Origin of the sequence: Paenibacillus sp. O199, from assembly GCF_001636635.1 — a bacterium.
In the GTDB taxonomy this organism is placed as follows: domain Bacteria; phylum Bacillota; class Bacilli; order Paenibacillales; family Paenibacillaceae; genus Paenibacillus; species Paenibacillus marchantiae.
This window is the reverse complement of the sequence record NZ_LGRP01000008.1, coordinates 34,048-46,867: the sequence shown is the minus strand read 5'-3', so window position 1 is coordinate 46,867 and position 12,820 is coordinate 34,048. Positions and strand designations below refer to the sequence as shown.

Sequence of the window (12,820 nt, the reverse complement as noted above, 5' to 3'; positions counted from 1 at the left end):
AGAATCCGTTCACTTTATTATCCCACATTTTTTGGTTTATGTACTTCATCTGAAACTTACATTATTTCGTTATTCATTCTCTTGGCTTGTACAATCTCCTTGATGATCTTAGAACGATTCCAGACAACAAACTTGAAGACATGTCCACTGTCTAATGTAATGGTAATTCCGTTAGGGATTAGTCCCCATGTCGCACTTTTCTCAATCTTAGTCATAGCCCAGATCTCGATTTGAACCCATTCCGTCTGAAAATTCAGACCATGAGGAATAAAAACTAATCGTTCATTAGTTAGAAAAAGCTTTCCTCCTACTCCTTCAAAACCTCTTAACCAGTTTGCATGAATCCTCTCAAAAATGACGTGTTCATGGGGGCCCAATTCTTCCATTTCTATCAGTCTCCTTTTTCAGCCTATAGCTTGAATCTCTATTATTATAGGTCGTTTTGACCGATATAGGAATATTTTGCACATGTTCATTTGTAAAAAAAGCACTGCCCAACGGAATCACTCCGTCTTGGACAATGCTTAATATATTAGTGCTTTGAAAGAAGAGCTTCCTCTCGATTACAGATTACATCTCTTTCAGAATACCTTTAACCAGTCCGATGAAGGTTGTTTTCACTTTTGCCGCGACTTCAATCACTTCATCATGACTTAACGGCTGATCCAGAATGCCGCAGGCCATATTGGTCAGACAGGAAATGCCCAGTACTTTCATCCCGCCATGAATGGCTACAATCGCTTCAGGTACCGTCGACATACCCACAGCATCCGCGCCCATCGTACGAATCATGCGAATCTCTGCTGGAGTCTCATACGCCGGACCGCTCCACCATGCATATACCCCTTGCTGCAAGCCAACATTCTGCTCCTCCGCTACCTTCAGGGCGATACTGCGAAGTTCACGATTATATACCTGTGACACGTCAGGGAAGCGCACGCCCAGCTCTGCATTATTCGGCCCCATCAGCGGATTGTTGCCTACCAGATTGATATGATCGGTAATCAACATAAGCTGTCCAGGTTCGAAGCTGGTATTGATCGCTCCACAAGCATTGGTGATAATCAACTGCTCGACACCCAGTGCTTTCATAATCCGAACCGGGAACGTTACTTCATCCAGCGAAAATCCTTCATAATAATGAAGGCGTCCTTTCATAGCTACGACAGTCTTGCCCATCAATTCTCCGATGACCAATTCGTTAGCATGACCAATCGCCTCGGATTGAGCAAAATAAGGAATGTCCGTATATGGAATGACGGTAGCATTCTCGATCTCGTCCGCGAGCGCTCCCAGCCCTGATCCCAGAATCATACCCACGACAGGCTTGTTATTAATACGGTTTAATATGTAATCTCTGGCTTCCTGAATATGTGCGGATTGATGCATAAATATATTCCCCCTGAACATCTGAGTTTGGATTAAGTAAGTACTATAAACCAAGTGTAATGAACATTTGTGATCAAGTAAATGGGAGCCGGATAAAGTGGACTCTGCCTCTCCTCCCCAAAGCAGGTTAAAGTTTGAGCCCTGACTGTAACACGTCGAAATATGGTCTCAAAATCTCATCAAAATCAGGTTCGTCATCCTCTACGTTTTCCACATACTCCCATAAAAGAAGTTCTTCCGTCTCGATGTTCACAACCTCATATTCCATTTGTTTTGATGCCCAGAACGTCACCTGGCCGATGGCATACACGGACTCATGAACGAATCCGGTTGAAGGATCTGGGATAAGTTGTTCATCAACGTCCCCCTGTTTGGCCTGCTCCGTCGAGATACCCAACTATTGCAGCCGTTCTACCTGACACCTGGCCCATTGATTAAATTGGTTTCGGATCATATGAAAAACGCTCCCTGCCTTCTGGCTTGACCAACATTCAGGCCATTCATGCTTCAACTGTACACAAAAAACCGATCCTCTGTCGAGAATCGGCCCCATTATTAAATACGGATAAGATATTCCATACTGACATGTAATGATAAGCTGGCTTACTGCTACTCTAGCGAATGCTGATTTTTGCTTTTCATGAAATCCATCCCCATGAACAGCAACAGCAGCAGTGCAGCAAACATCACGGATTTACCAATGGTTCTTTCAGGAAAGATCATATAGGCAGCTAGAAAATTGCCTGCGAAAACAAACAGGTAATTGCGGATGCGATCCATCTTCTCATCTCATTTCGGAATCAAATTTAGATTTCACTGTGATCTGCTGCTCTACCTTATCATAATTTTCCATATAAATCCATAATACAACTTATCTCTTTCGCTCAATCCCCTCATAGACCGCCTCGCAAAGTTCAGTTGTGAATCTGCCTGACATGCCCTCCAGAGCCGTATTCGTAAATGCGACAACGCTCAGTTCTTCTGTTGGATCAACAAACCACGAGTGACCATAGGTTCCACCCATGCGCCACGTCCCAATAGATTCCAAAGTACCCGCCTCAACCGGATCTTTCAGCACCGTGAATCCCAGCCCAAATCCTCTTCCCGGCCAATAAGGCATCTCCAGATCGCCAATCTGATTAGTCGTCATTTCGGCGACCAGCGCTTTAGGAAGAAGCGAACCTCCACCTTGACGCAGCGTTTCAAGCAATGCTAGAAAGTCTCCTGCACTTCCTATCATGCCCGCACCACCCGAAAGATAGGCCGATGGATCAAGGTATCTTTCGGGTGCGAGTTGGAAGCCTGCCGTTCCTTCAATAAAAGGTACATGGTCCTCATCGCGCAAGCGACGAGTTTGCCCCGAACTGTTGGAACTGTCCGCATAGGCAGCTGTCATTCTCTCCGAGTGCACAGCGACAAAATCTGTATCCTTCATGCCCAGCGGATGAGTCACGAGCAGTTGTACGGCCTCTCGCAGTGTCAGCCCGGTCACTTTCTCAATAACTGCACCGAGTACATCTGTTGCAATCGAATATCTCCACATCTTCCCGGGCTCATACAGCAGTGGAGCAGAAGCAATCCTCTGCAAATTTTCTTCCAGCGTAATGCCAGCGATATCCATCCCATCTGATACTCCGGCAAGTTCGTAAGTTCCCCCGTTCTCCTGGAAAAAACGATACGTTAACCCCGCTGTATGTGTCATCAGGTGATGAACCGTTATGGAGGCCACTTCCCCATTTGGCTGTTCGGGACGGAATTCAGGCAGCCATTTCATAACCGGGTCATCCAGCTTTAATTTACCCTGAGATATCAATACCATGGCGGCTGTGGATACAATCGGTTTGGTTACAGAAGCATACCTGAACAGTGCATTTTCTTGCATGCGTCTGTTCTGATCTCGATCGGCGAGGCCATCCGCGCTGTTATAGACCACTTCCCCTTTCCACGCAATCTGAACAACGGAACCCACAATTCTTTTTTCTGCCAACGTACGGTGAATCACTTCTTCTACAAATGCAGGATTAAACTTCATATTTCTGTCTCCCATCTTACTCTTCCCCTCCATGTGCCACGTGCTTGATTATTTAAGTAAGTGTGCTTATTATATAAATGATCTCATCCATATTACATAAAACAACCAAGTTATCTGCTTTAATCTGCGATGAATATAAAGGCATTTATAAAACATTTCCTATAATTTAAAAGGAGGCCATCTTATGGACCAAATCGATACTAATATCCTCTTTCATTTGCAAAACCAGGCAAGGCTATCCATGACGGAATTGGGCAAGCTGGTCGGTTTATCTCAACCCGCCGTAACGGAACGCGTGAAGCGTCTAGAAGAAAGCGGTGTAATCGAAGAGTACCGTACTATCATTTCCCCGCAGAAAATAGGGAGGTCGAGTACTTCCTATCTTCTTTTTCGCACACGGGATTGTCATGCCTTTCTTGATTTCTGCCGTTCGTCACCCGAAGTGATCGAATGTCATCGCGTGAGCGGAGAGCATAATTACCTGTTGAAGATCATGACAGATTCGATTGCTGGTCTTGAAGCATTTGGAGACCGATGCGATCAATACGGTACCTACACCACCCTCATCGCGATGTCCTCACCTATTGCAACCAAAAATCTCATCGAAGGAACGAATCCGGTGTAAATGTTCTGTTCAATAACCTATCTTGGGAAACCATCTTTACTGGCGGACCAGGCGACGAGTAAGGCCATAACGATCAACAGGATCAGGGAAATGGGCAGGAAACGAGCGCCTGTCTGGTCCAGCAGGATAGCTCCGACGATCCCTCCCCCTCCGATCCCCAGGTTCCATGCTGTCACCAGCATGGATTGGGCAACATCGGCACTTTTGCCTCCGGCCTGCGCAATTGCAGTCTGTAATAACGTAGCCGCTCCGCCAAATGTAAGCCCCCAAGCGACTACTCCCAGAATGATCATTATCGGTTGATGGATAAAGATCCCCATCACCAGCGAGGCCAGCGCAAATAGAACAAGGTTAACCAGAATCAATAATCTCATGTAACGGTCAATCAACAGTCCAACAATCCATATACCGATTACCGAAGTCACTCCAAAGATCATCAGAACCAGGTCCACCCTTTCGGACAGCATCGTCTCGCCCAGATAAGGTGAGATATACGTGTACAGAATGTTATGGGCCAGTACCCAGGTCAGAACAACAAACAATATGGGACGAACCCCCGGTATAACAAAAATCCGATGAAGCGCAAGCTGATGACGTGCAGGCTCCCCCTCATAGTCAGGTACTTTCCAGAGCACCCACAATACAAGCACTACCGTCAATAATGAGACTGTTCCAAAAATAAGACGCCATCCTGCGTAATTGCCCAAAAAGGTTCCCAAGGGAACGCCCAATGCAAGGGCGAGCGGTGTTCCCACCATGGCGACAGCCATCGCTTTTCCCTTTAGCGAGTCTGAAACCATCCGGCGTGCGTAACCTGCAGTCATCCCCCACAACACTCCAGCAGATACACCCGCCATGAAGCGTGCAGCAAGGGTCAAACCATATACTGAAGATACGGCCGTAATCGTATTGAAAATCAGAAAACCGAAGATGCATAATAGCAGCAGCGGCCTGCGTCTCCATCCACGAGTTGCTGTCGTCAGAGGAATTGCCGCCAAAAGAGATCCCACCGCATACAAAGTGACGAGCTGTCCAGCCAAACCTTCTTTGATATTCAGATCTTTCGCTATTTGCGGCAGCAGCCCCGCCGGCAGGCTTTCTGTAAGAATGCATATAAATCCAGCCATGGCCAAAGCGAGTAGAGCTGACCAGGGAAGGCGTTCTTTTGCGATTGTGTTCGCGTTCACAAAAACTCTCCTTTATCCTTTATTTTTGTATAGTCCAGAAGGGTGTGGCCTACAGAATAAGCTTATAAAATCGAACCCACATTTGGCATACATAATCAACGGCAGATCGAGCGTTTTATAAGGATAATCCATTTAATTTCGGTGTTTCACTTCGAATTTCAATGTAAACGCTATTAAAGCAATTATCATCGCGTACTGGATCATTAAAGAGGATGGGAGAACAACGAAGGGAACATCGAAGATGACGAAGATGATTGATAGCATTTCTGTTACTCGCTAGAATGATAAGATAATACATAGGCTTTGACTTTAATGCCTTTTAACACATACTCAAATCGGCTTCATAGAGAGGGATATGCCAATGTACAATCTTACATCCATTGAGCACCACACCAGGCTGCCCTCTAACGGCAACCCGTTCACACATACAGAAGGACAACTGTTATTGCTGCTGGAGGATGGAGAGATCTGTCTGACCGTGAATCGTCAGCATCGCGATCTCAAGGCAGGGCATTTTATTTTTCTCCAGGATGGCAAGCAGCTGCAGATTAGACAGACTTCCGCAGATCCATTACGCATCATCGCGTTGGAGATCGAGGGGCAAGTCTCGAATAGAGAGGATTCCGAAGAGGCTCTTATTCTCCCTCCCCTTTTTGAGCATAACCGTGTGGGTATTCTGCAATCCCATGAACGCGAGTTAATCAAAGAACTGCATATACTCTGGCAGAAGTATAATCATTGGCAGCAGATTCGTATCCAAGGACAATTTCTGCAATGGGTCGCAGATGTAGGAGAACGGCTTGAATCCACCTCCGATTATGACTCGGCCAGTCTTGTACTGGATGCGCTGCGTTACATGGAGCAGAACTATCAGACGCCGATTACACGCCAACAGCTTGCCGAACGGGCAGGTTTCTCCGAGGGGTACTACTCCCGTTTTTTCAAGAAAAACGTGGGTAAAAGTCCGCAAGAATATCTGACCGACATTCGAATGCATCATGCCAAACGGCTGCTCACCAGGCAACAAAGCTCCATACAGGATGTAGCCGCTCAAGTGGGTTATAACAACCCTTTATACTTCAGTCGTATATTCAAAAAAACCGTGGGCCTCTCGCCCACCGTCTATATTCATTCAAATCCACGCCAGATCAGGGTGGCCGCCATGAATAATCAATATACAGGTCATCTGCTAGCACTGGGACTGGAGCCTTGCGCCGCAACGGGTCCTTCTTTCAAAGCCGAAACCTCTTTGCTGGATCATACGCTTTTCATGAATGCATATGAAGGGGATACGCCCGATTCAACTACATTGCTCCGGGCTGAACCGGATCTGATTCTGACCAGTGAATATGCAGACGAGGCACATGTTCAGCAGTTGCACCAGATTGCACCTACACAGACGATTGCTTTTCAATCCCAGGACTGGCGCAGTCAGTTCCTCGAAATTGCTGAGGCTACCGGACGAAATCAACAAGCTTGCAGCTGGCTGGATGAATATGATGAGAAATCCCATCAGGCTGCAACCCATCTTCGTCAGCAGATTGGCTCTGCTTCAATCGTGTCGTTACTCGTTCGAAGTCAGGATTGTTTTGTTGCCGGCTACCGCCATATGGGTGCGGTCCTGTATCAGGATCTGCAATTGTCCACCCCTTCCCAGATCCATGAACAGCAGAGCCACTATATTGCTGAGGATTGGAAAATGGACGATCTGGACGCCGATTACATCATGCTAGTGTTCCACCCTTCGGTCAGTGATGCCGAGCAGCAGAGATGGTTGAACTCACCCTGGTGGAAAGCGCGGGAAGCGGTGAAGCGGGGGCGGGTTTATTTGGATCAGATGAATTATGTACTCGGTAGCTATAATGCCTTCTCGCATGATCTGTTATTACGTGAAATTCCCGAGCGCCTTCGGTCACTATCGTGCATGTGAATGGTTCCTTTTGTGCCTCGACGCACGGAATCTTCTCTCCTATACTAGTAATTGAGAATGATAATCAGTAAAGGGGAACATGCACATATGAATACAGATAGAAGAAACAAACGTGGATTCAAAACCAATTTGAAGGCAAGCATCATGCTAATGCTGCTGCTTATTCTGGTTGCCGGGTGCTCCAAGGCCGAACAAGCTTCTACGGGTGAATCCACTTCCACAACCAGTGAGTCAACAGAGAGCACCAACGGCACCTCATCGTCGGATAACGAGGCAATCAGTACAGAGACACGCACCGTTGAGGGTATTAAGGGTCCTGTTGATATTCCTGCTGAACCCAAGCGTATCGCTGGCTTGACCTATGCGTATGCCGATCACCTCGTGGCATTGGGCATGAAACCATACGCCATGGTGACCCAAGTCGGTCAGGAGATGCCTGCCTATCTGAAGGACAAGCTCGAAGGCGTCATTCCACTCGGTTCAGTTAATGAATTCAACAAGGAAGCACTTCTAGACACAGAGCCGGATCTCATTCTGTCCAATGAAGTACTTGTTGATGAATACGACGCAATCAGCGCAATTGGACCAGTCTATATGAGTAGCTACTTCAGCAATTCGCTTGAATGGTTCAAGGACACAGCCAAAGTATTAGGCAAAGAAAAAGAGGCAGACGAAATCGTGGATCAGTTGTATCAAAAGGCGAAGGATCTGGGCACCAAGGTTGCTGCCAGCGATGCCGCGGATGACACCATTCTGATTTTTCGTTTGACCGATAAGCAGATTCAGGTATTTGCTCCAAGTGACAAATCACCTGACGCCTTCTATTCTCCGAACCTGCTGTACGATATAGCCGGACTCCATGCACCTGATCTTGCCAAAGCAGGCATCGTCATGAATGAAGTTATTGAGAATGTGTCGCTCGAATTGTTGCCTGAATTGAATCCGGATCGTATTTTCATGATCATCTCCGGTAGTGAAGCAGATAACGAACAAGCGCTCACTAAGCTGCGTGACAATGCAGTCTGGAAAGGCCTGAAAGCTGTGAAAAGTAACCAGGTCTACATGGTGGACAACACGGTCTGGGTAGCTGGATTTGGACCGATTGCCTATGGTCAGGTTCTGGATGAAGTAGAACAAGCTTTGCTTGGAAACTGAACGCAAGATGACTAGAGATTTGCAGCATAAATAAAAAAAAACAGGCATGTCGTTTACATGAAGGGGGAAGGCCCTCAACGTAAATGCATGCCTGTTTATGTTTATGTTTATGATTTTGTTTCTCATTTTAATGTATAGCCCCCGAGATAGGTTTCCATCAGTTCATTAGAGAGCTGAATAGCTTCGGAACGATTCGTTGCAGGCATCGAGAGCATAAGCCCATCTTCGGCGCTCCAGCTTTTACTGTTCTGCTCTTCGTTCGAATCCTCCTCGGAAATGGCGATGGTGAGTTTGCTGAATGCACGATCTACGAATAGTGTTCCGTATAGGAAGATATCCGTTTTCCCATTTTCAAAAATGATGTACTCCATCGATCCGTATCCTTTATGAAAACGAATTTTGAGCATCTTTTGATCTTCGGGTACAGGGAAAGGCTCACCTCCAATATCAATGGTTCCTTTGAATATGTAATCACCCGAGGTCGTTAGATAACGCTTGCCATCCATCTTGATATGAACCGTTTGCTCTGGTTCCCTGTTGTCTTCTCCCCCCAGCCGATACTTTACACCCACACCATCAAGATGGATCGTTCTGGGCAGAAACAGAAGAACCACACTGATCACAATCATCAATACCCAGATGGCAAGCACGATCGAAATGATTTTTTTCCTCATAGTCCATCTCCTCAACTCATCGGTCTACAACTTATGAAGATATACTGTCTCTTCCTGATCTTCATTCCCTTGAATATGGACAGGGATGGGAAAATCTTCAAATCTTCATTCTCCCCTCCTAATCAAAGATGGCATATGAATTAATTAAAAATTATAACATATAAACTACTCGCATAACGGTTCAAAGCAATTCGCTTACTTTCATTAAGGCACGGAATCAGGCCTATGCTTACAAATGACTTAAAACGCATAGCTGAAATTGGCACACAACTTTGCATACAACAAAAAAAACGGTCACCTCGTGACCGGTTTAATCAGCTCCTCGGGGAGCATTTGCAAATATGAGCGAATGACAAGGAGCCCATGATTGCTCTCCTTAATGTTACTCCAGAACGGCTTCTTTGGCTGAGCTGCTGATCGAATATACAAAGGCCAGTTTTTGCTTCCACGCAAAAAAACAAAAACACCTCCGTATTCCGTCGATGATGACAGCAGAGCAATATGCCCTGGAAGGTGCTTTGTGATGACGATCATAGAATGGTTAATCTGTAATGGCGTGTGAAGGGTTACAACTTGTCCACCTGTAATAATGTTACCGGCTTCACCGTACAAGCTGGACTAATCTGCTCCTCAGTCAGTATGTTCAGTTTGATCAGGCTTTTCAGCTTATGACTGTCCACCTTGGACAGAAGTCGCCAGATGTCCGGATCGGGAAGGGAAGCATACAGCTTCTGATCATCATATTCCTTGCGGTGCTGAAGCACCGTTTTCACAGCGTATCCGCCAACTTGCGTCTCATAGACGCCCTGCTCCTCACAATACCCGACAATCTCATCTCGTAACACAGATAGACGGTGTTCAATTTCTTTTTGTTGCTGTTTTAATTCAAAATAGGTTTGCACCTTCTGTTCCATACCTATCACGCTCCTCTATACCATAGGTATGCAACGAAGGAGAGTTTAGGACAGAACTACAGCAGTTCATCATTTAAATATGAATTATTGCCAGTAATCTTTTTAACTCGCTGCATAACACCCGGCCCCATTGGAACATTAGACACTCGCTTTAATAAGATCCAGCGCAAACAAGCCATCGCTTCAAAAATCTCCACATCGTCTGGTGTGTATTCCGTCAGACTTTTGAATAGAGTACTGTACATCTTACCGTTTCGTTCCCCTGTATAGATCGTCATCAGAAAAATGGACCAGGCCATATCGTATCTGGGATCACCACGCTGCCCATTTGTCCAATCGATGATCGCATATTGATCACCTGCCTCCAGAATATTTCCCAGGTTATAATCACCGTGGATCAAATGATCCTGCCTCAACTCAGTCCGTTGAAGAAGGGTCGTCAGAATCTGATGCATATCCTCATGCAGTTCAATGGAGGGAAAAAAATATCCAACGAAATCATATTGTGGTATGTAATTTGCAGCCGCGTTACCTGTATCCTTTACATCATAACCATGGACTTGAATTAACTTTTGAGCCAATTGCTGCAACTTGGTTTTGCTTAACTTGGCTATAGGCTCACCGTCATAACTCGTTAATAGGACTTGATTAGAATCCACATCCATGCCCCACCCGTACGGTTTGGAGACTTGTATTCCACTCTCATATAGTTCAGATAATAGTTCATACTGGTTGCGAATATTGGGTTTGGAGTCCTTGTTCCATGTCTTTAACACATAAGAGTGATCTGCACATTCTATCTTCACAACGTCTGCTTCCAAGCCCGGCGACAGGGGAAGCATCTTGTATGGTTTTTCAAGCAGGCAGCGAAATTCTTCGCTCAACTCGACCCAGTGGATACTTTCCAGCGTTAACCTCATTTTGCCCGACCCTTCTCTGTGAAATTAGAAATAACGGCATTTGATACTCCATAGATCTTTATAATGATTTATCAAAAACCTTCTGCCACTTCTTCTCATTATATCCGATGGCAATATAGAACCGATGCGCAGCTTCCCTTTTACCGCTTGATCGCACGCGAATCTTGTTAAACCCGTTCATCCGTGCCCACTTCTCACATTCGCTCATGATCTTTTTACCAATTCCCGCACCTCTATGATGCTCATCGACAACCAAGCCACCAATCTCAGCAAAAGGTACACTTTCGATAGAATATCTTCCCTGTACGTGCCCCCAACCCACAACAAGGGAATCGATCTCAGCTACGCAAACATAATGATCAGTCATTGAGCTTAGTCGATTCAACCTTTCGATGATCTCTTCTGTTGTACTGGTGTAACCCAGTTGATGGGATAATTGGCTAATCCCCTCGCCATCCCCAATTCTAGCTTCTCTGCAATGAATCATAGTGTCTCCTTTTCTACTCTAGTTATCAGGTGTAATAAGTCCTTTACCAATGAAATTGGCAGACACAGGCTTCTTGTCCAGTTCTCTGGACCATACCGATAACTGCCCCATATGGTGAATCTCATGAGCAATCACGTGTCGCATCACTTCTCCCCACGATTCCTTGGCGACGGTGCTATCCAATTCGGGATCAATGCAAGGTCTCTTTTCCATGCTGGGGTCCCAGAATAGAACAAATGCCTCCACATCAGGTCGCAGCTTGCGGTCGAATTGTCGTACGGCTTCCAGTGTTTTATAATTATCAAAATTCTCCATACCATCCGGTTTGCCCTGCAATACTTGGAGCCAGCTCCACTCTACATCGATGATATGAAAAAACGTTTGCAAAATATTGCCTACTCCCCCCGTCCGAGGTCGAAGCAGCTCTTCCAGCGGTACATCCTCACACCACTGAAACCATTGCTCACGCACGATCCAGTTATAACGAAAGAAAGATTCCATTTAGCTATTCTCCTTTTCTATATAATTGAACTAAAAAATATTTACACTTGCCACTCCGATGACAGAACAACCTTCCGATCGCTGTTATCCCCAGATTTTTTGGAATCCCTTTTTCAAAGGGGAAAATCCGGGGATAAAGGCGAACGCTCCGCTTCTTCAGGTTATTTCTGCCCTCTACGTTCTCGTGTAAATGTTTAGTTCAATTTATATATCATGCTTTTTAAGTATTTTGATCAGTTCCATATTGGCAAAAGTTTTGTCCGAATGTTCAAGGTGTTTTCCAAAATCCAATGTCATGCTTCCAAAAACTTTTAGAAACTTATGCATCCATTACGTAATCACAGCGCTGATCGGGGTTCCTAAACGGGTAAATCATTACGCTTACTTATCTGCCGGCTGCTCCATACTCATTTGAACTGACGTTACCCGTTAGCTTAAAAAACGTGTAGTGTATTCAACTGTAATCTTCAATCAAAGAAATTTTTCCTTCCTTAATCTCGAATGTTGTCTTTCCTTTTAATTGCAGCTTATCCCCACTCTTTAATCCATTAGGAAAATCTACGGCAAGAATACCTTCATAATCGATTCCTACCTCTACTTTGTCATTTATAACACTGTAATCGGTAATTGTCTGGCGACGGCTAGAGAACATCGTTGACGACTGTTCTGCCAACTCCCTAAATGCTTGTATTCCTCTGGTCTCCGTTGTAGTTTCTCCATTGGAAATATTACTGAATATTATGTCATTATGTAAGAGTTCGACCATTCTTTCAATTTCAAATGAATTGTATGCTTCAAGATAATTTTCAATTATGCCCCTTATTTCTTTACTAACCATAACCATACTCCTCTCCTTTACATAAAAGAGATGATACCCTTGTTTACCCAGGCAATTTATTCTCAATGTAATATTACCATATATTTCAACTATCCTGCCCCATAACTTAAAGAGGCATCATCACTCTAATATAATTTTACATTTCTCTATCGTCCCTAAAGGTATACA

The 12,820-nt window shown here is 45.1% G+C and carries 15 protein-coding genes; 3 read left to right on the top strand and 12 right to left on the bottom strand.

Annotated features, from left to right (window positions below; genetic code table 11):
- Positions 1 to 56 precede the first annotated feature (56 nt).
- The 5 genes from A6049_RS14210 to A6049_RS14195 form a co-directional block, all read right to left on the bottom strand.
- Positions 57 to 386 carry a GRAM domain-containing protein gene (locus A6049_RS14210; protein ID WP_063565294.1) on the bottom strand — a complete coding sequence of 110 codons (330 nt, stop codon included), beginning with the start codon at positions 384 to 386 and terminating at the stop codon, positions 57 to 59.
- A 184-nt stretch (positions 387 to 570) separates the two neighbouring features.
- On the bottom strand, positions 571 to 1,389 hold the full coding sequence (locus A6049_RS14205) for a purine-nucleoside phosphorylase (protein ID WP_063565293.1): 819 nt from the start codon (positions 1,387 to 1,389) through the stop codon (positions 571 to 573).
- A gap of 127 nt (positions 1,390 to 1,516) precedes the next feature.
- Complete coding sequence (locus A6049_RS14200; protein WP_063565292.1) at positions 1,517 to 1,786, bottom strand: hypothetical protein; 270 nt, start codon at positions 1,784 to 1,786, stop codon at positions 1,517 to 1,519.
- A 212-nt stretch (positions 1,787 to 1,998) separates the two neighbouring features.
- Positions 1,999 to 2,169, bottom strand: coding sequence for a hypothetical protein (locus A6049_RS33250; protein ID WP_161490584.1), 171 nt, complete (start codon positions 2,167 to 2,169; stop codon positions 1,999 to 2,001).
- A 91-nt stretch (positions 2,170 to 2,260) separates the two neighbouring features.
- Positions 2,261 to 3,421, bottom strand: a complete 1,161-nt coding sequence (locus A6049_RS14195) for a serine hydrolase domain-containing protein (RefSeq protein ID WP_240321398.1) — start codon at positions 3,419 to 3,421, stop codon at positions 2,261 to 2,263.
- 184 nt (positions 3,422 to 3,605) lie between these two features.
- Here A6049_RS14195 and A6049_RS14190 point away from each other — a divergent pair, with 184 nt between their 5' ends.
- Positions 3,606 to 4,046: an Lrp/AsnC family transcriptional regulator gene (locus tag A6049_RS14190; RefSeq protein WP_063565290.1), complete on the top strand. Its 441-nt coding sequence runs from the start codon at positions 3,606 to 3,608 to the stop codon at positions 4,044 to 4,046.
- Between the two features lie 17 nt (positions 4,047 to 4,063).
- Here A6049_RS14190 and A6049_RS14185 read toward each other — a convergent pair whose 3' ends face one another.
- Positions 4,064 to 5,173 carry an MFS transporter gene (locus tag A6049_RS14185; protein WP_095206117.1) on the bottom strand — a complete coding sequence of 370 codons (1,110 nt, stop codon included), beginning with the start codon at positions 5,171 to 5,173 and terminating at the stop codon, positions 4,064 to 4,066.
- A gap of 421 nt (positions 5,174 to 5,594) precedes the next feature.
- On the opposite strand from A6049_RS14185, the gene A6049_RS14180 reads away from it, so the two are divergent.
- Both A6049_RS14180 and A6049_RS14175 read left to right on the top strand, forming a co-directional pair.
- The gene (locus A6049_RS14180) at positions 5,595 to 7,163 is read left to right on the top strand and encodes a helix-turn-helix domain-containing protein (RefSeq protein WP_063565288.1); all 1,569 of its coding nucleotides are present in this window, start codon (positions 5,595 to 5,597) and stop codon (positions 7,161 to 7,163) included.
- 87 nt (positions 7,164 to 7,250) lie between these two features.
- A complete protein-coding gene (locus tag A6049_RS14175; RefSeq protein ID WP_063565287.1) occupies positions 7,251 to 8,318 on the top strand; it encodes an ABC transporter substrate-binding protein in 1,068 nt (355 codons plus the stop codon).
- Between the two features lie 122 nt (positions 8,319 to 8,440).
- On the opposite strand, the gene A6049_RS14170 is transcribed toward A6049_RS14175, so the two are convergent.
- From A6049_RS14170 to A6049_RS14140, 6 genes are all read right to left on the bottom strand, one after another.
- On the bottom strand, positions 8,441 to 8,992 hold the full coding sequence (locus A6049_RS14170; protein ID WP_063565286.1) for a hypothetical protein: 552 nt from the start codon (positions 8,990 to 8,992) through the stop codon (positions 8,441 to 8,443).
- A 566-nt stretch (positions 8,993 to 9,558) separates the two neighbouring features.
- Positions 9,559 to 9,906: a hypothetical protein gene (locus A6049_RS14160; protein ID WP_095206095.1), complete on the bottom strand. Its 348-nt coding sequence runs from the start codon at positions 9,904 to 9,906 to the stop codon at positions 9,559 to 9,561.
- Positions 9,907 to 9,962: 56 nt separating this feature from the next.
- Positions 9,963 to 10,826 (bottom strand): aminoglycoside phosphotransferase family protein, encoded by an 864-nt coding sequence (locus A6049_RS14155; RefSeq protein WP_063565284.1) that lies wholly within the window; start codon positions 10,824 to 10,826, stop codon positions 9,963 to 9,965.
- A gap of 58 nt (positions 10,827 to 10,884) precedes the next feature.
- The gene (locus A6049_RS14150) at positions 10,885 to 11,313 is read right to left on the bottom strand and encodes a GNAT family N-acetyltransferase (protein WP_063565283.1); all 429 of its coding nucleotides are present in this window, start codon (positions 11,311 to 11,313) and stop codon (positions 10,885 to 10,887) included.
- Between the two features lie 18 nt (positions 11,314 to 11,331).
- Positions 11,332 to 11,814, bottom strand: a complete 483-nt coding sequence (locus tag A6049_RS14145) for a DinB family protein (protein ID WP_063565282.1) — start codon at positions 11,812 to 11,814, stop codon at positions 11,332 to 11,334.
- A 454-nt stretch (positions 11,815 to 12,268) separates the two neighbouring features.
- Positions 12,269 to 12,652: a nuclear transport factor 2 family protein gene (locus tag A6049_RS14140; RefSeq protein WP_063565500.1), complete on the bottom strand. Its 384-nt coding sequence runs from the start codon at positions 12,650 to 12,652 to the stop codon at positions 12,269 to 12,271.
- Between the last annotated feature and the right edge of the window lie 168 nt (positions 12,653 to 12,820).